This window comes from Variovorax sp. V116 (assembly GCF_041154435.1).
Lineage (GTDB): Bacteria > Pseudomonadota > Gammaproteobacteria > Burkholderiales > Burkholderiaceae_C > Variovorax > Variovorax paradoxus.
On the sequence record NZ_AP028661.1, the window covers coordinates 3,168,120 to 3,189,067 of the forward strand.

At 67.7% G+C, this 20,948-nt stretch carries 20 protein-coding genes; 7 read left to right on the forward strand and 13 right to left on the reverse strand.

The features are described from left to right. Positions 1 to 39: 39 nt before the first annotated feature. The gene (locus ACAM58_RS15140) at positions 40 to 2,319 is read left to right on the forward strand and encodes a glycoside hydrolase family 3 N-terminal domain-containing protein (RefSeq protein ID WP_012748235.1); all 2,280 of its coding nucleotides are present in this window, start codon (positions 40 to 42) and stop codon (positions 2,317 to 2,319) included. 21 nt (positions 2,320 to 2,340) lie between these two features. Further along, on the forward strand, positions 2,341 to 2,622 hold the full coding sequence (locus ACAM58_RS15145) for a hypothetical protein (RefSeq protein WP_012748236.1): 282 nt from the start codon (positions 2,341 to 2,343) through the stop codon (positions 2,620 to 2,622). Positions 2,623 to 2,703: 81 nt separating this feature from the next. Here the strand turns inward: ACAM58_RS15145 and ACAM58_RS15150 are convergent, their stop codons facing one another. The 8 genes from ACAM58_RS15150 to urtA all read right to left on the reverse strand — a co-directional run bounded on the left by ACAM58_RS15150 (position 2,704) and on the right by urtA (position 10,154). After that, positions 2,704 to 3,054, reverse strand: coding sequence for a hypothetical protein (locus ACAM58_RS15150; protein ID WP_012748237.1), 351 nt, complete (start codon positions 3,052 to 3,054; stop codon positions 2,704 to 2,706). Between the two features lie 148 nt (positions 3,055 to 3,202). Further along, positions 3,203 to 3,550: a zinc ribbon domain-containing protein gene (locus tag ACAM58_RS15155; RefSeq protein WP_012748238.1), complete on the reverse strand. Its 348-nt coding sequence runs from the start codon at positions 3,548 to 3,550 to the stop codon at positions 3,203 to 3,205. An 11-nt stretch (positions 3,551 to 3,561) separates the two neighbouring features. Beyond that, positions 3,562 to 4,794 carry a formamidase gene (gene fmdA, locus ACAM58_RS15160; protein WP_369663076.1) on the reverse strand — a complete coding sequence of 411 codons (1,233 nt, stop codon included), beginning with the start codon at positions 4,792 to 4,794 and terminating at the stop codon, positions 3,562 to 3,564. A gap of 27 nt (positions 4,795 to 4,821) precedes the next feature. Next, entirely contained in the window at positions 4,822 to 5,511 is a 690-nt protein-coding gene (urtE, locus tag ACAM58_RS15165) for an urea ABC transporter ATP-binding subunit UrtE (protein WP_041945698.1), read from the reverse strand. Positions 5,512 to 5,827: 316 nt separating this feature from the next. Then, on the reverse strand, positions 5,828 to 6,571 hold the full coding sequence (urtD, locus tag ACAM58_RS15170; protein ID WP_012748241.1) for an urea ABC transporter ATP-binding protein UrtD: 744 nt from the start codon (positions 6,569 to 6,571) through the stop codon (positions 5,828 to 5,830). Positions 6,572 to 6,593: 22 nt separating this feature from the next. Continuing rightward, positions 6,594 to 7,796, reverse strand: a complete 1,203-nt coding sequence (urtC, locus tag ACAM58_RS15175; protein WP_041945699.1) for an urea ABC transporter permease subunit UrtC — start codon at positions 7,794 to 7,796, stop codon at positions 6,594 to 6,596. Between the two features lie 34 nt (positions 7,797 to 7,830). Then, positions 7,831 to 8,745: an urea ABC transporter permease subunit UrtB gene (urtB, locus tag ACAM58_RS15180; protein ID WP_012748243.1), complete on the reverse strand. Its 915-nt coding sequence runs from the start codon at positions 8,743 to 8,745 to the stop codon at positions 7,831 to 7,833. 140 nt (positions 8,746 to 8,885) lie between these two features. After that, positions 8,886 to 10,154: an urea ABC transporter substrate-binding protein gene (urtA, locus tag ACAM58_RS15185; protein ID WP_012748244.1), complete on the reverse strand. Its 1,269-nt coding sequence runs from the start codon at positions 10,152 to 10,154 to the stop codon at positions 8,886 to 8,888. 254 nt (positions 10,155 to 10,408) lie between these two features. Between urtA and ACAM58_RS15190 the strand changes: the two genes are divergently transcribed. Further along, the gene (locus tag ACAM58_RS15190; protein ID WP_369663077.1) at positions 10,409 to 13,795 is read left to right on the forward strand and encodes an ATP-binding protein; all 3,387 of its coding nucleotides are present in this window, start codon (positions 10,409 to 10,411) and stop codon (positions 13,793 to 13,795) included. After that, positions 13,773 to 14,681, forward strand: a complete 909-nt coding sequence (locus tag ACAM58_RS15195) for a response regulator transcription factor (protein ID WP_012748246.1) — start codon at positions 13,773 to 13,775, stop codon at positions 14,679 to 14,681. Before ACAM58_RS15190 ends, ACAM58_RS15195 begins: the two co-directional genes overlap by 23 nt. Before the next feature lie 9 nt (positions 14,682 to 14,690). On the opposite strand, the gene ACAM58_RS15200 is transcribed toward ACAM58_RS15195, so the two are convergent. Next, positions 14,691 to 15,149, reverse strand: a complete 459-nt coding sequence (locus ACAM58_RS15200) for a hypothetical protein (protein WP_167313232.1) — start codon at positions 15,147 to 15,149, stop codon at positions 14,691 to 14,693. A 137-nt stretch (positions 15,150 to 15,286) separates the two neighbouring features. Further along, the gene (locus tag ACAM58_RS15205; RefSeq protein WP_012748247.1) at positions 15,287 to 16,438 is read right to left on the reverse strand and encodes a sensor histidine kinase; all 1,152 of its coding nucleotides are present in this window, start codon (positions 16,436 to 16,438) and stop codon (positions 15,287 to 15,289) included. Positions 16,439 to 16,565: 127 nt separating this feature from the next. On the opposite strand from ACAM58_RS15205, the gene ACAM58_RS15210 reads away from it, so the two are divergent. Beyond that, a complete protein-coding gene (locus ACAM58_RS15210; protein ID WP_012748248.1) occupies positions 16,566 to 16,850 on the forward strand; it encodes a DUF1488 family protein in 285 nt (94 codons plus the stop codon). Here the strand turns inward: ACAM58_RS15210 and ACAM58_RS15215 are convergent. Continuing rightward, entirely contained in the window at positions 16,836 to 17,747 is a 912-nt protein-coding gene (locus tag ACAM58_RS15215) for a DMT family transporter (RefSeq protein WP_369663078.1), read from the reverse strand. The genes ACAM58_RS15210 and ACAM58_RS15215 overlap by 15 nt on opposite strands. Positions 17,748 to 17,785: 38 nt before the next feature. Further along, positions 17,786 to 18,559: a helix-turn-helix transcriptional regulator gene (locus tag ACAM58_RS15220; protein WP_012748250.1), complete on the reverse strand. Its 774-nt coding sequence runs from the start codon at positions 18,557 to 18,559 to the stop codon at positions 17,786 to 17,788. 136 nt (positions 18,560 to 18,695) lie between these two features. On the opposite strand from ACAM58_RS15220, the gene ACAM58_RS15225 reads away from it, so the two are divergent. Then, complete coding sequence (locus ACAM58_RS15225) at positions 18,696 to 19,517, forward strand: substrate-binding domain-containing protein (RefSeq protein ID WP_012748251.1); 822 nt, start codon at positions 18,696 to 18,698, stop codon at positions 19,515 to 19,517. A gap of 58 nt (positions 19,518 to 19,575) precedes the next feature. Next, complete coding sequence (locus tag ACAM58_RS15230; protein ID WP_012748252.1) at positions 19,576 to 20,325, forward strand: transporter substrate-binding domain-containing protein; 750 nt, start codon at positions 19,576 to 19,578, stop codon at positions 20,323 to 20,325. A 201-nt stretch (positions 20,326 to 20,526) separates the two neighbouring features. Here ACAM58_RS15230 and ACAM58_RS15235 read toward each other — a convergent pair whose 3' ends face one another. After that, a complete protein-coding gene (locus tag ACAM58_RS15235) occupies positions 20,527 to 20,937 on the reverse strand; it encodes a hypothetical protein (RefSeq protein ID WP_012748253.1) in 411 nt (136 codons plus the stop codon). Between the last annotated feature and the right edge of the window lie 11 nt (positions 20,938 to 20,948).

A 20,948-nucleotide genomic window follows, 5' to 3' on the forward strand; every position in this document is an offset into this window, starting at 1 on the left:
GTTCCGTGCGGCATCGCTTTGGCGTGAGAATGGCGTGCCATGCACGTTCGAATCCCCGCCATGGCGGCGGCCCTGCTGGGCCTGGCCTCGGTTCTCTTCTCCCCCGCGTCTCTCCCGGCCCCGGCCACCGCCGAGGGCGCCAAGGGCGCGGACGCCCGCATCGAATCGCTCATCGCCCGCATGACGGTCGAGGAGAAGGTCGGCCAGCTCAGCCTCTACGGCCCCGCCAACACCAACATTCCCGGCAACCCGCAAGCCGGCCAGCGCAATGCGCAGCAGGAAATCGACGACGTGCGCGCCGGCCGCGTCACCGGCCTGTTCAACAACGAGGGGCTGGAGCGCAAGCGGGTGCTGCAGGAGGTGGCCGTGCGCGAATCGCGCCTGGGCATTCCGCTGCTCTACGGCGCCGACGTGATCCACGGCTTTCGCACCATCTTCCCCATGCCGCTGGCAGAAGCCGCGAGTTGGGAGCCCGAACTGGCCGAGCGCACCGCGCGCGCCGCCGCGGTGGAAGCGAGCGCCGACGGCTTTCGCTGGACCTTCGCGCCGATGGTGGACATTGCACGCGATGCGCGATGGGGCCGCGGCATCGAGGGCGCGGGCGAAGACGTGTACCTGGCCAACCAGTTCGCGGCCGCGCGCGTGCGCGGCTTCCAGGGCGCCGACCTTTCGCGCGCCGATTCGCTGCTGGCCACGCCCAAGCACTTCGCGGCCTATGGCGCTGCCGAGGGCGGGCTCGATTACGCCGCCACCGACATCTCGGAGCGCACGCTGCGCCAGGTCTACCTGCCGCCGTTCCGCGCCGCGCTGGACGCGGGCGCGCTCTCGGTCATGAGCGCCTTCAACGAGATCTCGGGCATTCCGTCGATTGCCAACCCGGCGCTGCTCACGGGCGTGCTGCGCGACGAATGGAAGTTCAAGGGCTTCGTGGTGTCCGACTACACGGCCGACGAGGAACTGATCGCGCACGGCTACGCCGCCGACGGCCGCGAGGCGGCCAAGCAGTCGTTCCTGGCCGGCACCGACGTCAGCATGCAGAGCGGCCTGTACATGCGCCACCTGCCCGAACTCGTGGCCTCGGGCGAAGTGCCGATGGCGCGCCTGGACGACGCGGTGCGCCGGGTGCTGTGGGTCAAGCAGAAGCTGGGCCTCTTCGACCAGCCGCTGCGCGGGCTCGACGCCGCACCAGCGCAGCCGCGGGCCGACAACCCTGCCCACATCGCGCTGGCACGCGAGGATGCGCGCCGTTCCATCGTGCTGCTGAAGAACGAGCGCGCAGTGCTGCCGCTGCCCAAGGCGGGCCGCAAGATCGCGCTGATCGGGCCCTTCGCCTCGGGCACGCAGGACCTGCTCGGCGCGTGGAGCCTGTTTCCCGGCCAGGCGGCGCCCGTGGGCATCGACGACGGCCTGCGCGCCGCGCTGGCCGACCCGGGCGCGCTGGCGGTGGTGCGCGGCTCGGGCATCGATGCGCCGCTGGCCGGCGGCATCGAGGCCGCCGTGGCCGCCGCGCGCGAGGCCGACGTGGTGGTGCTCGCCATCGGCGAGAGCGAGCGCATGTCGGGCGAGGCGCGCTCGCGCACCGACATCGGCATTCCGCAGGCCCAGCAGGACCTGGCCGAGGCCGTGGCCGCCACCGGCAAGCCCGTGGTCGTGCTGCTGAGCAACGGCCGCGCGATGGCACTCAAGGGTGCGGTGCGCAATGCCGACGCCATCCTCGTCACCTGGTTTCTCGGCGTGCAGACCGGCAACGCCATTGCCGACGTGGTGTTCGGCGACTTCAATCCCTCGGGCCGCCTGCCGGTGAGCTTTCCGCAGGCGTCCGGCCAGGTGCCCTTCTACTACGGCCAGAAGCGCACCGGCCGGCCGCTGCCCGACTACGACCAGGCCATGGCCTTCAAGACCCGCTACGTGGACACCACGAACCGGGCGCTCTACCCCTTCGGCCATGGCATCGGCTATGCGCCGGTGCGCTACGACGGCATGGAGCTGAGCCAGGACCGGCTGCCGATCGGCGGCACGCTGCGCGTGCGCGCCACCGTCACCAACACCGGCCAGCGCGAGGCCGAGGAAGTGGTGCAGCTGTATGCCGCCGAACGCGCCGCGAGCGTGACGCGGCCGGTGCGCGAGCTCAAGAACTTCCGCAAGGTGCGCATCGGGCCCGGTGCGTCGAAGGTGGTCGAGTTCACGCTGCGCCCGGACGACCTGCAGTTCATCGGCCGCGACATGAAGCCGACGGTGGAGCCGGGAGAGTTCGACCTGTGGGTGGCACCTTCGGCCGCAGACGGCATCAAGAAGAGCTTCGCGCTCACGCGGGAGTGAGGCGCGGTGGACGATCGGCCGATGATGAAAACACCCCTGCTCGCCGGGCGCCGCCTGGCACTCATCTGCGAAACGAGCACCGAGAGCTACAGCTTCGGTCCGGACGGCACGGTCGCCGCGATCCTGGGAGAAAAGAACGGACCTGCATGCGCACCGATCTTTCGCTACAGGGTGCTGTCCGCCGACAGCATCGAGCTGCTGGACGGCGACGGGGTGTTCGCGGCCTGGACGCACATCGAGATCGATGGCGATCTGCTGCGCGCCCGATGCAACGGGCAAGCCAAGGTATTCAGGATCGGATGAGGAACGGCTGGCGGAGAACGCGAAAAACGGGCCCCGTCGGGGGCCCGTTCTTCATTGCGCCGATCAAGGGAGCGATTCGGCTCAGAGGCCGGCCTGGCGCGTGAACGACACGCTGGGCTTCTTGTAGGCTTGCGGCACTTCGTCGCGGTAGAACGCGCGGCGGTCGAGGCTTGCGAGCGGGTCGTGCGCCTTGGCAACGGCTTCGGCCTGGATGGTCGCGCGGTCGGCAGTCGAGGTGAAGGCTTGCGCACCGGCGCTGGCGCTGTCGCCGTATTCGTTGCCGGCGCGGGCGGCGGCAACGGCTTGCGGCGCGACTTCGGCGCGCGAAACGCCGGAGTTCACGGTCAGCACACCTTCGTAGGTTTCTGCATGCGCACCGGCGGCAGCCAGGAGCGAGAGGGCAGCAGCAGCGAGGACTTTCGAGGCATTCATTTCAATCTCCTAATGGGTTGGTTGGTGAAATGAAGTGTGATCCTGAAGTGCCTCAAAAAACCGCGGCAAACGGAATCGCGGCGTTCACGGGATTGAAACAATCGAGCCGGTGCCGGCCCGCTGCATGCCGTGGATTGTTAGGCCTGCATTAGTGCGAAATCATCCAGGGCCGCTTGGCGGGCGCCGACTTGGCGCCGTTGGGTGCCGTCACCGTCGCACTGCGCCGCGGCGATGAACCCGAGCAGCAGCCGCAGCCCGCCGGATGCTTGAAGCGCGCGTAGTCGCGCGAGCTGCCCGGCTCGTGCCGGGCGCGCTCGTTGGTCTCCATCGCGCGGCGCGTGCCCGAGGCCATCAGCGCGAGCCGCGGCGCGGCCGAAAGCACGCGTGGCGATGCGGCGCCGCAGTCGGGGCATGCGGCGGGATCGTCGCGCTGGCCCGAAGGCCGCAGCGCCTCGAAGCCGCCGCACTGGCCGCAGGCGTAGTCGTAGGTGGGCATGGGCGCGTCCGTCAGGCCAGGTCGTGCGAGAGCGGCATGTCGATGCTGCCGTCGATCATCTTCACCGGCCCCGCGGCGTTCGGGTTGATGTCGAAGTCGAAGATCTGCGTGGGCAGCCAGAGCGTGGCGCAGGAGTTGGGCACGTCGACCACGCCGCTGATGTGGCCCTGCACGGGTGCGGTGCCCAAAATCGAATAGGCCTGCGCGCCCGAGTAGCCGAACTTCTTCAGGTACTCGATGGCATTCAGGCAAGCTTGCCGGTAGGCCACGTTCACGTCCAGGTAGTACTGCTTGCCGGCCTCGTCGACCGAGATGCCTTCGAAGATCAGGTAGTCGTTGTACTGCGGCGTGATCACGCTCGGCTTGAAGATCGGGTTCCTGATGCCGTACTTGGCCATGCCGCCCTTGATGAGCGTGACCTTCATGTGCACCCAGCCCGCCATCTCGATGGCGCCGCAGAAGGTGATCTCGCCGTCGCCCTGGCTGAAGTGCAGGTCGCCCACGCTGAGGCCCGCGCCGTCGACGTACACCGGAAAGAACACCTTCGCGCCGCGCGACAGGTCCTTGATGTCGCAGTTGCCGCCGTGCTCGCGCGGCGGCACGGTGCGCGCACCTTCGGCCGCCGCCTTGGCGCGCGCCTCGCCGGTCATCTTGCCCATGTGGGCGGTGCCGGCGAACGGCGGATTGGCAAGGCCGGGCACGCGGTCCGGGTCGGTGGCGATGAGCTTGCCTTCGCGCTCGTTCCACATGTCGAGCATCGGCTTGTCGGGCAGGCAGCCGATCAGGCCGGGGTGGATGAGGCCCGCGAAGTTGACGCCGGGAACGTGGCGCGAGCTGGTGAACATGCCCTTGAAGTCCCAGATGGATTTCTGCGCCTCGGGAAAGTGGTCGGTCAGGAAGCCGCCGCCGTTCTTCTTCGAGAAGAAGCCGTTGAAGCCCCAGAGGCTGTCCTGCTTGGCGCCGATGTCGAGCAGGTCCACCACCAGCAGGTCGCCGGGCTCGGCGCCCTTCACGCCCACGGGGCCCGAGAGGTAGTGCACGGTGCTCAGGTCGATGTCGCGCACGTCGTCGGCGCTGTCGTTGTTCTTGATGAAGCCGCCGGTCCAGTCGAAAGTCTCGAGGATGAAGTCGTCGCCCGGGTTGACCCAGCAGGCCATCGGAATGTCCGGATGCCAGCGGTTGTGGATCATCTCGTTCTCGGTGGGCGGCTTGGTCAGGTCGACCTTGATCAGCGTGTCCGTCATTTGCAGTGGCTCCTGGGTGGGTTGTGGTTAAACGGAGAGGTAGGCTTTGATGTGATCCACATCGGTCTTGTCGCGCGCGGTCTCGTGCACGAGGCGCCCGCCTTCGATCACGAAGAGCCGGTCGGCCACGTCCATGGCAAAGCTCAGCACCTGCTCGGACACGACGATGGTGATGCCGCGCAGCTTGCGGATCTCGTTGAGGGCCTTGGCAATGTCCTTGATGATCGAAGGCTGGATTCCTTCGGTGGGCTCGTCGAGCAGCAGCACCTTGGGGTCGGTGACGAGGGCGCGCGCAATGGCAAGCTGCTGTTGCTGGCCGCCCGAGAGGTTGCCGCCTTTGCGGCGTTTCATGTCCCAGAGCACGGGGAACAAGGCGTATATCTCTTCGGGGATGCGTTTTGTCTTCGAGTTCTCGAGGCCTGTCTGGATGTTCTCTTCCACAGTCAGAGTCGGGAAGATCATGCGGCCCTGCGGCACATAGGCAATGCCCTTGGCCACGCGCCTGAAGCTTTCGTCGCGCGATACATCCTGTCCCGCCACTTCGATGCGGCCACTCTTGATGGGAAGCACGCCCATCAAACTCTTGAACAGCGTGGTCTTGCCCATGCCGTTGCGGCCCATGACGGCTATTGTTTCGTTGGCATGGCCTTCGAAAGAGATGCCGTGCAGGGCCTCGCTCTGGCCGTAGGCTACGTGGAGGTCTTCTACCTTCAGCATGATGTTGCTCATCTGGTTGTTCCTCTAAGGCTCTTGTTCAGGGCGTGTGCACAGGCCACCGGGTACTTCCCTCCGCGAATGTCCCCCGGGCTTCGCCCTCCTCCTTGATTTCGCTGCGGGAAGCACCCGATGCCCTGTGCACTGGACACGCTGCTGGTGTATCGCTGATCAACGACTGCTCCGCATCACGCTCCCGCCGATGGGGTGCCTTGCGCAGCGAAATCAAGGAGGAGGCCGCAGGCCGGGGGACATTCGCGGAGCAAGGTACCCCGTCGGCGGGAGCGCGCCCTGAACAAAGCACAACGCAAGACTTCATCTAGTGCCCCAGATAGACATCAATGACCTTCGGATCCGCCTGCACCTTCTCCATCGGCCCCTCGGCCAGGATCTTTCCCTGGTGCATCACGGTGACCTTGTGCGCGATCTGCTTCACGAAGGCCATGTCGTGCTCGATGACGATCACCGCGCGGTTCCGGCAGATGCGCTTGAGCAGGTCGGCCGTGAGCTCGCGTTCACGCGCGCTCATGCCGGCAATGGGTTCGTCGAGCATCAGCAGCTCGGGCTCCTGCATCAGCAGCATGCCGATCTCCAGCCACTGCTTCTGGCCATGGCTCAGCAGGCCTGCCTCGGTGCGCAGCCGGTCGGCCAGGCCGATGTCCTCGGCCACCGCCTGGACCTTGGCCTTGACCTCGTCGTCGCACTTGAACGCCAGCGCGCCGAGCACCGATCGGCCCTTCGGGAACGACACCTCCAGGTTCTGGAACACGCTCAGGTTCTCGTAGATCGACGGCGTCTGGAACTTGCGGCCGATGCCCAGCCGCACGCGCTTGTGCTCGGCCATCTTGGTGAGCTCGGTGTTCTTGAACTTGATGCTGCCGGCGCTCGCGCGGGTCTTGCCGCAGATCAGGTCCAGCAGCGTGGTCTTGCCCGCGCCGTTGGGGCCGATGATCACGCGCAGCTCGTTCCTGTCGATGTAGAGCGTGAGGTCGTCGATGGCCTTGAAACCGTCGAACGAGACGCTGAGGTCTTCCACGGCCAGCGCGAAGTCGGTATTGCTCATGAGGTGGTGGCTCCGGTGTTCTTCAGGCGCGCTGGCTGCCGACACCGTCGGGCAGCTGGGGTTCGGGCGCCGCGGCCGCGGCCGGCGCAGCGGGCGGCAGCGGCGGCGTGGAGGCCGGCGGCTGCACCGCGGCCTCGCGCAGCGCCTTGCGGCGCTCCTTCCACCAGGGCCTCAACTTCTCGTCCCACAGGCCCGCGAGCCCCATCGGGAAGGCCATGGTCACGCCGATGAAGAGGCCGGCCATCAGGAACAGCCACAGGTCCGGAAAGCTCTCCGAGAACAGCGTCTTGCCTGCGTTCACCAGCAGCGCGCCGTACACCGCGCCCACCAGGCTCATGCGGCCGCCCACGGCGCAGAAGATCACCATCTCGATCGAGGGCACGATGCCCACGAAGCTCGGCGACATGAAGCCCACCTGCAGCGCGAACATCGCGCCGCCGATGCCCGAGAGCCCGGCCGCCAGGCAGAAGATGAAGACCTTGAAGTTGGACACGTCGTAGCCCGAGAAGCGCACGCGGTCTTCCTTGTCGCGCATGGCGAGCAGCAGCGTGCCGAGCTTGCTGGTCTGGATCCAGCGGCACAGCACGATGCTCGCGACCAGGAGGCCCACGCAGACGTAGTAGAGAACGTACTTGGCGCCGTCGGTGCGCGTGTCCCAGCCCAGCATCGTCTTCAGGTCGGTCATGCCGTTGACGCCGCCGGTGTAGCCCTGCTGGCCGATGATGAGCACGGTGCAGATCAGCGCCACCGCCTGCGTGATGATCGCAAAGTACACGCCGCCCACGCGGCGCTTGAACATCGCAAAGCTCACGAGCCAAGCCAGCGCCATCGGCGCCAGCACCACCAGCGCCAGGCTCAGCGGCAGGCTCTTGAACGGCAGCCACAGCGCGGGCAGCTCGGTGATCTGGTTCCAGTCCATGAAGTCCGGAATGCCCGGCGTCGACTGGATCTTGGTCGTGACGGGGTCGGAGGCCTCAAGCTTGAGGAACATCGCCATCGCATAGCCGCCGATGCCGAAGAACACGCCCTGCCCCAGGCTCAGCACGCCGCCGTAGCCCCATACCATCACCAGGCCGACGGCCACGAAGGCGTAGGTGAGGTACTTGCCCACGAGGTTCAGGCGGAAGATGTCGAGCGACAGCGGCAGCACGACCGCCAGCAGCAGCACCAGCAGCAAGAGGCTGCCGAGCTGGTAGCGCAGGATCGAGGCCTTGATGAAATTCATCATCGGAACGTTCTCCAGGAAGGAATCGGGTTCATCAGCGACGCACCTTGACTGCGAAAAGCCCTTGCGGCCGCATCATCAAAATCAGCACGATCAGCGAGAGCGTCAGCACCTTGGCCATCGAGCCGGTCATGAAGAACTCCGAGATCGACTGCGTCTGCGCAATGCCGAAGGCCGAGACCACGGTGCCCAGCAGGCTGGCCGCGCCGCCGAAGGTGACGACCAGGAAGGCATCCACGATGTAGAGCGAGCCCGAGGTCGGCCCGGTCGAGCCGATGGTGGTGAAGGCCGCGCCCGCCATGCCGGCAATGCCGCAGCCGATGGCAAAGGTCAGGCGGTCGGTCTTCATGGTGTCGATGCCGGTCGCATTGGCCATGGTGCGGTTGGCCACGGTGGCGCGCACGCGCAGCCCCCAGCGGCTCTTGTGCAGCGCAAGCAGCACGCCGCCGGTGACCAGCGCGGTGAGTGCGAGCACGAACAGGCCGTTGATCGGAATGTCCAGGCCTTCATGCGGCGTCCACGAGCCCATGAGCCATTCGGGCAGCGTGGGGCTCACTTCCTTCGGGCCGATGAAGGTGCGGAAGATCTGCTGCAGCCCCAGGCTCACGCCCCAGGTGGCGAGCAGCGTGTCGAGCGGGCGTTTGTAGAGATGGCGGATCAGCACCCACTCCACGATCCATCCGACGATGAAGGCGAACACGAAGGCGAGGCCGATCGCGATCGGAAAGTAGTACGGCATGAACGCGGGCGCCAGGCTTTCGGTGACGCGCGCGGCCAGGTAGATCGAATAGGCGCCGATGGTCATGAACTCGCCATGCGCCATGTTGATCACGCCCATCTGGCCGAAGATGATCGCGAGCCCGAGGCCCATCAGCAGCAGCACCGCGAACAGGCTCAGCCCCGCGAAGCCCTGCATCAGGCCGATGTTCATCATGTCCGACAGAGTCATGGCAACGATTCCGGTGTTGGGTATTGGCTCCTTCCCCTTCCGGGGGAAGGTTGGGATGGGGGCAGGCAGAGCGTGCCCATTGGTGGCGCCGCTTGCCCCCACCCCTGCCCTCCCCCGGAAGGGGAGGGAGCAAGACAGAGTTATTGGTATCCCTTGGGAAACGGATCCGGCTTGATCAAATCAGCCGACTCCGCCACCACCTTGAACGTCCCGTCCAGCTGCCCCTGCCCGATGCGCGCCTTGCTCCACAAATGGTGGTTCGCGTCCAGCTTCACGTAGCCTTCAGGTGCCGTCTTCAGCTCGATACCCGGCGAGCCGGCCACCACCTTGTCGACGTCGAAGCTGCCGGCCTTCTCCACCGCCGCCTTCCAGAGCCACGGGCCGAGGTAGCCGGCCTGCGTGACGTCGCCGATCACCGCGTCCTTGCCGTACTTGGCCTTGAAGGCTTCCACGAACTTCTTGTTGTTCGCGTTGTCGAGCGACTGGAAGTACTTCATCGACGAATAGAAGCCCGCGAAGTTCTCGCCGCCCACCCCGGTCATTTCGTCTTCCGTGACGGCCAGCGTCAGCAGGAACTGCTTGTCGCCCGTGATGCCCGCGGCCTTGAGCTGCTTGTAGAAGGCCACGTTCGAGCCGCCCACCACCGCCGCGAAGATGCAGTCGGGCTTGGCGACCTTGATCTTGTTGATCAGCGAGTTGAAGTTGGTGTGGCCCAGCGGGTAGTACTCCTCGCCCTTGACCGAGCCCTTCTGGAAGTTCTCGATGTGCTTGCGCGCGATCTTCATCGAGGTGCGCGGCCAGATGTAGTCGGAGCCCACCAGGAAGAAGGTCTTGGCCTTCTTCTCCTTGGCGCCCCAATCGAGGCCCCAGATGATCTGCTGCGTGGCTTCCTGGCCCGTGTAGATCACGTTCTTGCTCTGCTCCAGGCCTTCGTAGAAGGTCGGGTAGTACAGGAGGCCGTTCTCCTTCTCGAACACCGGCAGCACCGCCTTGCGCGAGGCGCTGGTCCAGCAGCCGAACACTGCGGCGCAATGGTCGTTGACCAAGAGCTTCTTCGACTTCTCGGCAAAGGTGGGCCAGTCGGAGGCGCCGTCTTCCTTGATGACCTTGATCTTGCGCCCGAGGATGCCGCCCATCGCGTTGATCTGGTCGATGGCGAGCTGCTCGGCCTGGATCGAGCCGGTCTCCGAAATGGCCATGGTGCCGGAGGACGAGTGCAGCTGGCCCACCGTCACTTCGGTGTCGGTCACCGCGAGCTTGGTGCTGTTGACCTTGGCCGTGGGGAACTGCGACTGGCCGAAGCTCAGGCCGGACAGGCCCATCACGGGCAGCGCGGCGGCGCCCTGCAGCAAGCGGCGGCGGCGCAATGCCAGGGCATCGAGGGAAAGATCTTCTGAATCACGCGACATCGGGAAACTCCAGGCAGGTTGTTGGAAGGTTGAGCCGCGCACCATCGCAGTGCATCGGACGGTGCCCCGAGCACCATGGCTGGTACTTTAGAAATCAGTTGTGCCGACGCGAATACGTCATTCAACGTAGCGGCTGCACGCGCCCGGGCCTGCAGACTTGCGAGCCGCGCACAAGGGCGCGAAGCACGCAGGGAGCGCTTCTTGCTCTGCTGCCTTCCATGCCGCCGCCCTCGCCCTTGCCGCAAGCCCCCACCATGCAACCCGTCACCGGCCAGAAGATCTTCCGCATCCGCCGCGACTACAACGCGTGGGTCGCGAACGAAACGCTGGAGGACTATGCGCTGCGCTACACGCCGCGCAGCTTTCGCAAGTGGTCGGAGTTCCGCGTCGCCAACGCGGCCTTCGGCGCCACCTCGTTCCTGGCGCTGGAGGCCATCGGCGGCGCCATCGCGCTGAGCTATGGCTTCTCGAACGCGCTGTGGGCCATCCTGGTGGTGGGGCTCATCACCTTCCTGACCGGCCTGCCGATCTCCTACTACGCGGCCCGGCATGGCGTGGACATGGACCTGCTCACGCGCGGCGCGGGCTTCGGCTACCTGGGCTCCACCCTCACCTCGCTGATCTACGCGAGCTTCACCTTCATCTTCTTCGCGCTGGAGGCGGCCATCCTCGCGCTGGCGCTGCAGTTGTACCTGGACTGGCCGCTGCCGCTGCTCTACCTGCTGTCGTCGGTCGTGATCGTGCCGCTGGTGATGCGCGGCATCACCCTGATCTCGGGCCTGCAGCTGTGGACGCAACCGATCTGGATCGCGCTGTTCGTCTGCCCCTTCATCGCGGTGCTGGTGAAGAAGCCCGGGCTGTATGCCGACTTCACCGGCCTGGTGGGCCGCAGCTCCGACAGCAGCGGCTTCGACCCGCTGATGTTCGGCGCCGCCGCCACGGTGGCCTTCTCGCTGGTGGTGCAGATCGGCGAGCAGGTCGACTACCTGCGCTTCCTGCCCGAGAAGACGGCCTCCAACCGCGGCCGCTGGTGGGCCGCGGTGCTGGTGGCGGGGCCGGGCTGGATCGTGCCGGGCATGCTCAAGATGATGGGCGGCGCCTTCCTGGCCTTTCTGGCGCTCCAGCACGAGATTCCGGCCCGGCACGCGGTCGAGCCCACGCTGATGTACCTCACGGGCTTTTCGTACGTGCTGCGCGATCCGGCCTGGGTGCTGGCGATCACCACGCTGTTCGTGGTGGTCTCGCAGATGAAGATCAACCTCACCAATGCCTATGCGGGCTCGCTGGCGTGGTCGAACTTCTTCGCGCGGCTCACGCACAGCCACCCGGGGCGCGTGGTGTGGCTGGTGTTCAACGTGGTCATCGCGATCCTGCTGATGACGCTGGGCGTGTTCGCGGCGCTCGAGCACGTGCTGGGTTTCTACAGCAACATCGCCATCGCCTGGGTCGGCGCGCTGGTGGCCGACCTGGTCATCAACAAGCCGCTGGGCTGGAGCCCGCGCACCATCGAATTCAAGCGCGCGCACCTGTACGACATCAACCCGGTCGGCCTGGGCGCGATGCTGGTGGCGGCCGCGCTCGCCATGCTGGCGTACTCCGGCATGCTGGGCCAGTGGGCGCGCGCGTTCTCGCCCTTCATCGCGCTGATCACGGCGCTGGTGGTCTCACCGCTGCTGGCCTGGCGCACGCGCGGACGCTACTACCTCGCGCGCAGCGACATCCGGCGCTGGACGCCGGGGCAGATCGTGAAATGCTCGGTGTGCGACAACAGCTTCGAGTCCGAGGACATGGCGCACTGCCCGGCCTACAGCGCGCCGATCTGCTCGCTGTGCTGCACGCTCGAATCGCGCTGCCACGACCGCTGCAAGACCGACTCGCGCGCGGCCGAGCAGATGAGCGGCTGGCTCCAGGCGCTGCTGCCGCCCGCGCTGTCAGGCCGGCTCAACTTTCGCGTGGCGCACTACCTGATGGTGGCCACCTCGCTGGTGGCGCTGCTGGCCACGGTGATGGGCGTGGTGTATGCGCAGGAGGCCATCGTGGGCGCCGATGCGGTGGACCCGGCGCTGCGCAGCGCCTTCCTCAAGGTGTTTGCGCTGCTGTCGCTGGTGGCGGCGGTGGCCGCCTGGTGGATCGTGCTGGGCAGCGAGAGCCGGCAGATGGCGCAGGAGGAATCGAACCGCCACAACCACCTGCTCACCGTCGAGATCGAGGCGCACCAGCGCACCGACGCCGCGCTGCAGACCGCGAAGGAAGCCGCCGAAGCCGCCAACCAGGCCAAGACCCGCTACGTGGCCGGCATGACGCACGAGCTGCGCACGCCGCTCAACAGCATCCTGGGCTACTCGCAGATCCTGCTCAAGGGCGAGGCCGTGGCGCCGCCGCGCGAAGCGGTGCAGACCATCCAGCGCAGCGGCGAGCACATGCTGGGGCTGATCGACGGGCTGCTCGACCTGGCGCGCATCGAGGCCGGCCGGCTGCAGCTGGAGCCCGCCCCTCTCGCGCTGCCGGCCTTCCTGGACGAGGTGGTGCACATGGTGCGGCCGCAGGCCGAGAACAAGGGCCTGGCCTTCATCTACACCCACAGCGGGCGGCTGCCGCCCTGGGTGCATGCCGATGCCAAGCGGCTGCGCCAGATCCTCATCAACCTGCTGGCCAACGCGGTGCGCTTCACCGACAGCGGCACGGTCACGCTGCACGTGGATGCGCGGCGCGAGGTGCTGCGCTTCGACGTGGTCGACACCGGCATCGGCGTGGCGCCGCAGGACCACCAGCGCATCTTTCTTCCGTTCGAGCGCGGCGCCGCCGGGCGCCGGCGTGGCGAGCCCGGCACGGGCCTGGGCCTCACCATCACCGGCCTGCTCACGTCGCTGATGGGCGGCGAGCTGGCGCTGGCCGCCACCTCGCCCGCGGGCAGTATCTTCAGCGTGCGGGTGTACCTGCGCGAAGTGGCCGACCCCGGACCGCAGGCGGAGACCCGCCGTCCGGTGTCGGGCTACATCGGCGCGCGGCGCACGCTGCTGGTGGTGGACGACCAGCCGGTGCAGCGCCAGATGCTGGCCGGCATGCTCGCGCCGCTGGGCTTCGAGGTGCGCGAGGCCGCGAGCGGCACCGAATGCCTCGACAGCCTGCGCGAGAACCTGCCCTCCGCGATCCTGCTGGACCTCACCATGGACGACATGGATGGCTGGCAGACCGCGGCGCTGGTGCGCGCCTCGGGCTTCGACCGCCTGCCGATCATCATCGTCTCGGCCAACATGTTCGAGAACCAGGGCGAACTGCTGCGCGCCGCGGGCTGCCAGGCCTTCGTGGGCAAGCCGGTCATCGAGTCGCAGCTGATCGCCACGCTGGAGCGGCACCTCGGCCTCGAATGGCTGGCGTCGAACGATGCGATGCCGCCCACCGTCGACATGGCGCCGCGGCCGGTGCAGCTCGCGCTCTCCGAAGACGACCGCGCCGAGCTGATGCGGCTGGTGCAGATGGGCCACATGCGCGGCCTGCACCAGGTGCTCGACCGCCTCGCCGCCGCCTCCCCGCCGGCCGCGGCCACCTGCACCTGGCTGCGCGGCATGGCCAACCGTTTCGAACTCGACAAGCTCCGCAAGGCACTCGCAGAACAAGATGCAGACACTCTCGCCCCCTGATGAAGCCGAACGCCCCGTGGTGCTGGTGGTGGACGACGCCCCCAGCAGCCTCGGCATGCTGTGCGACACGCTCGAATCGAGCGGCTACACCGTGCTGGTCGCGGCCGACGGCGAGGCCGCGCTGCAGCGCCTCGAACTGGTGGTGCCCGACGCGATCCTGCTCGACGGCCTGATGCCCGGCCTGTCGGGCTTCGAGACCTGCCGGCGCATCAAGGCCAATGCGGCGCTCGCGCACATTCCGGTGCTGTTCATGACCGGCCTTTCGGAAACCGCGCACGTGGTCGAGGGCTTCGAATGCGGCGGCGTCGACTACGTGGTGAAGCCGATCCGCGCGCAGGAGGTGCTCGCGCGGCTGCACACGCACACGCGCAACGCGCGCATCACGCGCATGGCGCGCGACGCGGTCGACGTGGCCGGCATGGGCGTGGTCTTTGTCGATGCGCGCGGGCGCATCGCATGGCGCTCGCCGCAAGCCGCGCTGTGGCTGCATGCGCTCGATGCGGCGCCGGCCGCCGGGCTGCTGCCCGCCGCGCTCGCACCCGCGCTTGCGCCCGGCGCGGCCATTGCAGTGGCCACGGCGGCAGGCGCACGCATCTCGGTGCGCAACCTCGGCGCCGCGGCGCTCGGCGAAACCATGCTGCTGTTCGCGGCGCAGCGCGAAGGGGCCGCGGGCAAGCCGTCGGCGCGGCTGGCCGAAGCGGCGCTCACGCCGCGCGAGACCGAAGTGCTCTCATGGCTTGCCAAGGGCAAGACCAACCGCGACATCGGCGAGATCCTGGGCACCAGCCCGCGCACCGTCAACAAGCACCTCGAGCACATCTTCGAGAAGCTGGGCGTCGAGACGCGCGCTGCCGCGGCGGCACTGGCCAGCGGACAGCTGGCCTGATCGAGCTACCTACCTCTTCGTTGCCGGCATTGCAGGCACCGCAGGCGTCGTCGCGGTGCTGTCGGCCTTGGAGCCCGGCACGGCCGGCGTCGCGGGCGTGGCAGACATCGTGGACGATGCCGAGGACGAAGAAGATTGCGGCGACGGCGTGGCCGGTGTCGCAGGCGCGGCTGGCGTTGCAGGCGATGTGGCCGTGGCTGGTGTTGCAGGCGTGGCGGGTGTTGCCGGCGTGGCGGCATTGTCCGAGGCATTGGAGCCGCTGGCCGCGCCCGCGCCATTGCCGTTGGCGCCTGCGCCAACGCCTGCGCCCGCGCCTACACCGGCGCTGCTGCCGCCACCTCCGCCGCCCCCGGCACCGCCACCACCGCCTCCTCCGGAGCCGCCGCCCGCAGCCAATGCGAGCGGCGCCACGCAGGCGCCCATCAAAACCGCCACCAGGGTCGGTGCAATACGTCGTGTCAGCTTCATCGAGATCTCCTTGTTGGTGTTTCGACAAGGCCAAGCTAGACACGGCCGGAAAGCCGGCTTGTAGTCCAAAGTCTTCATGGCGGGCCGGCCCAGTCGCCGGTGCCATGCAATGGATAGCTGCGCGGCGCCTGTCGGCATCACCCGCCGGGCTGGGTCGCCTGCTTGCCGCCGCGAGGCAGATGAACGGTGAATGCCGTGCCTTCCGCCGCGGAGGAGGTCACGGTGATGGTGCCGCCGTGCCCCGTCACGATCTCCCGCGCAATGTAGAGACCCAGCCCCAGGCTCGTGGCGGGCCGCTCGTGCGGCGCCGATTCGCGTGTCGCAACCTGCACCAGCGGGTTGAAGATGACCTGCATCGAATCGGGGGGAATCGGCCTTCCGTGGTTCTTGACGATCAGGCTCGCATGCGCCCCCTCGTCCCGGATCACCAGCGCCACGGGATGGGCGGGGTCTCCATGCTGCACGGCGTTGCTCAGCAGGTTGGTGAGGACCTGGCGCATCCTGGGCGCATCGAACATCAGCACCACATCGGCTGGAAGCTCGGCGACGAGCTCCCGCTTGGGATAGGCCGCGCAGACCTCGTCGAAGGCCTCCTGGCACAGCGCACTCAGGTCGCCTTCCTGTGGAACCACTTCGATGCCGCGGCCGAGCCGGGTGCGCGTGTACTCGAGCAGGTCGGTGACCATGTCGTTGATCGACGCAATGCTTCGCCTGGCGATCTGGAGCGTGCGCTCCTTGGGCCTGGCCTCGCCAGCCAGTTCGAGAAGATGGATGCAGGAGCTGAGCGCGCTCAACGGGTTTCGCAGGTCGTGCCCCAGCACGGCCAGGAAGGTGTCCCTGGAATTGGCCACGTGCTCCGAATAGGTGGCCATGGCCTCGGCAAGGCCCTGGTCGATGCCTTCGTTGAAGCGCATCACTTCTTCCAGGACCGCGGCATCGACCGTGCCGACGTGTCCCATCCACAAACGAAGAACCGTGGCCCGCAGCGCGCGGTATTCCGCGCCCAGTTGGGAAAGGTCGAAACCCACCCGCTGGCGCAGGCCACCGTGTTCGGCGGCAAAAGTCTCCTTGAGGAACGGCAGCGCAAGTCCCTTGGACTTTGCTTCGCGCTGCCTTTCAGACTGGGCCGATTCCATTTCGCCGGCAATGGCCAGCAGGATTTCATGCGCATGGTCCCGCAGTTCGACAACGGACATGGTCTCCGCCGGCGGGATCATCGTTCGTGCAAAGGATTCCCACTCGACGAGGATGGGTTCGATGTTGTCTTTGATGAATTGGCTCAGGCGCATGCTGGCCGGAGTATGCGCCCGTGTAGGACAACAGGAGGCACGGCCACAACAGCCACTGCCCGGACGCTGGAGAAAAAGGGTACTCGATGAAGCGTATCCTGAGGCTCCTCCTACCGGAACACACGCCATGTCTGAACAGCCTCTTTCCGGGACGGACCCCGTCGATCCACCCTTCTTCCACGAGGCCTCGGGCACGGTCCGCTTCTGGGTGCTCATCGATGGCCAGCACATGGGCGCGAGCATCAGCAAGGACGTCCTGCGCTACCGCTTCCGCCCCGGCGCGCAGGGCGACGACCCGATGGAAATCTACGCGCAGTACGCGGACCAGCTCGAAGCGGCCGTGCGCCGGCGGGCGGCGCAGGGCTCGATCGAGCCGGTGATGCTGCGCGAGTTCGACCTACCCCGCGGTTGATTCCACGCGCGCACTGCGCGTGCGGGCACCGCTGGCCAGCGTCACGCCGATCACGGCGCTGGCAATCGCGATCCGGTCGATGCCCATGAGGGGCTCGGCCAGCCACCACCATCCGCCCAACGCGGAGAAGACCGGCGCCAGCCCTCCGAACGCCGCCGCCTGCGACGCGCCAAGGCGCGCAACGGCCGCGCCGAAGATCCACAGCCCCAGCAAGCCCGCGAGCGCGCCCTGCATCAGCGCCTGCCACAGCACGTCGCGCAGCGGCGCATCGGCAAGGCCCGTTCCGCCCCGCCACAGCAGCCACGGCACGAGCAGGATCGCCGACCACGCACTGACGACCGCCGCGCCCTGCCATGCGCCAAGGCCGGCGCGCCTGAACGACAGCGTGAAGCCGGCCCACAACGCGGCCGCAAGAAGAAAGAGCAGATCGCCGCGCCAGGCGCCGGCATCGACGCCGCGAAAACTGCCCGCCCCCAGCATGCCGATGCCCGCCGCAAGGAACACCAGGCCGAACGCCCGCGCGCGGTCCGGGCGTTCGCGCCAGAACATCCAGGCCAGGCCCGCGGCAAAGAGCGGACATGCGCCCGCCATGAAGACGCCCATGTGCGCCGAAGGAGCGAACCTGGTGCCGCTCATCGCCACCAGCCCGAAAGGCAGCCCCGCGCCAAGCACCATCCCGGTCAGCCACCGCAGCGGCACCCCGCGCGGCAGCAGGCCGACGCGCAGCCACACGGGCATGAGCACGATCGCCGGTATGCCGTAGCGCAGGATCGCCAGGTCGGCCGGAGCGATGGTGGTGGTGGTCGAATGGCGCGTGGCCACCTGCCAGATGCCCGCGATCAGCGCCGAGGCCACGCCGGCGGCCAGGCCGGCTGAAAGGCGCACATTGACCGTCATCTGCTGGCTCCGTTGATTGCGAAGCCCGCAGTGTTCTGTCAATGCAGGCGGCGCGCTTCCAGATTCGTGCGCATCTGGCTCGGCGCCATGCCGAAGGCGCGCCGGAAGGCCACCGTGAAGTGCGCATGGCTTGCAAAGCCCAGGTCGGCCGCAAGCGCGCTGATGCTTGGCTCGCCTTCGCGCAGGCGATCGAGCGCGAGCGTCATGCGCAGCTGGTTGCGCAGGCCATGCAGGCTCGTTCCCGTGTGCATGCGGAAGCGGCGCGCCAGGTGGAAGGCCGAGCAGTGGACCGCCTTGGCGATTTCGTCGAGCGTGTCGCTGCGCTCCGGTGCCGCGGCGATGTAGTCGCGGGCGCGCTCGACCGCGCGGTGGACCTTTGGCGGCGCCGGCCGGTCGGCCGGCCGCACGCTCTGGACCAGGCCGGCCAGATGCTCCTGCACCTCGAGCGCATCGATCGCCTGCATCGCATGGGCCTGCAGGCATTGGCGCAGCAGCAGTTGGCCGCCCAGCGGCAGGAACACCCGGCCCGCCGGCGCCAGGTCTTCGACGAGCGTGACCACCACGCTGCGCTGGCCCGCCATCGGGTGCTTCAACTGGTAGGGTCCGTCGGGCGACAGCCACAGTGCGGCCGCGGGATCGCAGACGAAGGCGTCCGCGCCCAGCCGGCATTCGAAGCGCTGGCTCAGCGGCAGCAGCAGGCGCGGCCCCTGCACGCGATAAGGCGGGCTCCAGCCCGGCTCGGCCGCCTCCAGCGTGGCCAGCTGGCAGCTGATGGAGCCGCTTTCGAAGAGCAGGCTGCGAAGGTAGGTCATGGGTGTGAAGAGCAGCAGTGCCGCCCGTCCGGATTCTGCCAGCCGGGTCACAGGCCCTGGTGTTTACCCCGAAGGCGCTGAAGGCCGATTGACAGCCTCGCTGCCTACGATCGAGGGAATTTCATCCGGAGACACCATGAAGACCACCCCCACCTTCTCGCTCGCCCGCCTGACCCGCCGCGCCAGCCTGCTGGCTGCCGCATCCGTTCTTGCCGCATGCGGCAGCTTCGGCATCGCACCGCCCGCGGCCGGCGACATCCACGTGATGACCTCGGGCGGCTTCACGGCCGCGTACAACGATTTGCGCCCCGGCTTCGAACGCGGCAGCGGCCGCACGGTCAAGACCGCGTATGGCGCCTCCATGGGCAATGCCGAAGATTCCATTCCGAGCCGCCTCTCGCGCAACGAGCCGGCCGACGTGGTGATCCTCGCGCGGCCCGCGCTCGATTCGCTGGTGGCGCAAGGCAAGGTGGTGCCCGGCAGCCAGGTCGACCTGGTGCGCTCGTCGATCGGCTTTGCGGTGCGCAAGGGCGCGCCCAAGCCCGACATCTCGACGGTCGATGCGCTCAAGCGCACGCTGCTGGCAGCGCCTTCCATCGCCTATTCGGCCAGCGCCAGCGGCACCTACTACGAGACCGAACTGCTCAAGAAGCTCGGCATCGAGGACCAGGTCAAGCCCAAGAGCAAGCGCATCCTGAGCGAGCGCGTGGGCACCGTGGTGGCGCGCGGCGACGCGGCGCTCGGGCTGCAGCAGGTGAGCGAGCTGCTGCCGATCGCGGGCATCGACTACATCGGGCCGCTGCCCGCGGAGGTGCAGCAGGTGACGGTGTTCTCGGCCGGCATCGCCACCGCCTCCAAGCAGCCCGATGCGGCGCGCCAGCTGATCCGCTATCTCAATTCGCCCGAGGCGGCACCGACCATTGCAAAGACGGGGCTGGAGCCGCTGACGGCGCGCTGAGGCGGCAGCCCGGGCTCAGTAAACTGGCGTCCATCATCTTTCCCGGACGATGCACGCCATGAACCCAGCTGTTGCCCCTGCCCTTGTCTCCGCCTTCGCGCCCGGCGGCACGCTGCGCGCATCGATCAACCTCGGCAACCCGATCCTCGCGAACAAGGACGCGGCCACCGGCGAACCGGTGGGCGTATCGATCGATCTCGCGCGCGAGTTCGCGCGGCGGCTTGGCGTGGGCATCGAGCTGGTGGTGTTCGAGAAGGCGGCGGCCTCGGTCGACGCGGTGAAGAACGAGAAGGCCGACATCGGCTTCTTCGCGATCGACCCGGCGCGCAGCGAAGGGCTGCTGTTCACCGCGCCTTATGTGCTGATCGAAGGCAGCTATCTCGTGCGCGAGCCATCAGCGCTCACCAACAACGCGCAGGTCGATGCAAAGGGCCACCGCATCTCGGTCGGCGCGGGCAGCGCCTACGACCTGTTCCTCACGCGCGAGATCGAGCAGGCCGAGATCGTCCGGCTCCAGGGCGCGGCCGCCGCATTGGCGGCGCTGCGTTCAGGCGCGGTCGAGGTGGCCGCCGGCATTCGCCAGCTGCTCGAAGCCGAGGCGCGGCGCGAGCCGGGCGTGCGCCTGCTGCCCGGCCGCTTCATGGTGATCCAGCAGGCCATGGGCACGCCCGCGAGCCGCGGTGCGCAGGCGCAGGCGCTGCTGTCTTCCTTTGTCGAGGAGATGAAGGCGAGTGGCTTTGTTGCCGATGCACTCCAACGTCATCGCATTGAAGGTGCGATCGTGGCGCCGGCTTCAACTGGCCCTTAGTTCTCGGCGCTGTTTTTCAACGCGCGTGCACAGGCCACCGGGTACTCCCCTCCGCGAATGTCCCCCGGGGCTACGCCCCTCCTCCTTGATTTCGCTGCGGGGAGCACCCGATGCCCTGTGCACCGGGGCACGCTGCTGGTGTATCGCTGATCAACCAGTGCCCTGATCACGCTCCCCGCGCCCCTCAACGCAGGCGCCGCATCACAGCTTGTACGCCTCCACCGGCCCCTGCGAATAGAACAGGAAGTAGCCGGTCTCCGTCTTGAAGCTGTTCTTCTGCCACCCCGGCGGCACCTTGAAGATCGCGAGCTGGTCGCTCGACACGCCGACGAACTCCGTGTTCGCGGTGTCGGTGGTGATCCGGTTCCAGCGCTCGCGCGTCACCGGCTGCATCTGCATCTTCGGCTCGCTCCACTCGGGGGTGCGTACCTTGTCTCGCATGATGTAGCGGCCGCCCTGGCGCTCGATCTTGACCAGCTCGCGCAGCGTGCCGTTCGTCTTCACGGCGTAGACGCCGACCAGCTGCGCCTCCGGCTCGGCGCGCGGGCCGCAGCCGGCCAGCAACAGCAGCGACGACAGGCCGGCCGCAACACAGTTGAGTGCATTTTTCATGATCGTGCGGC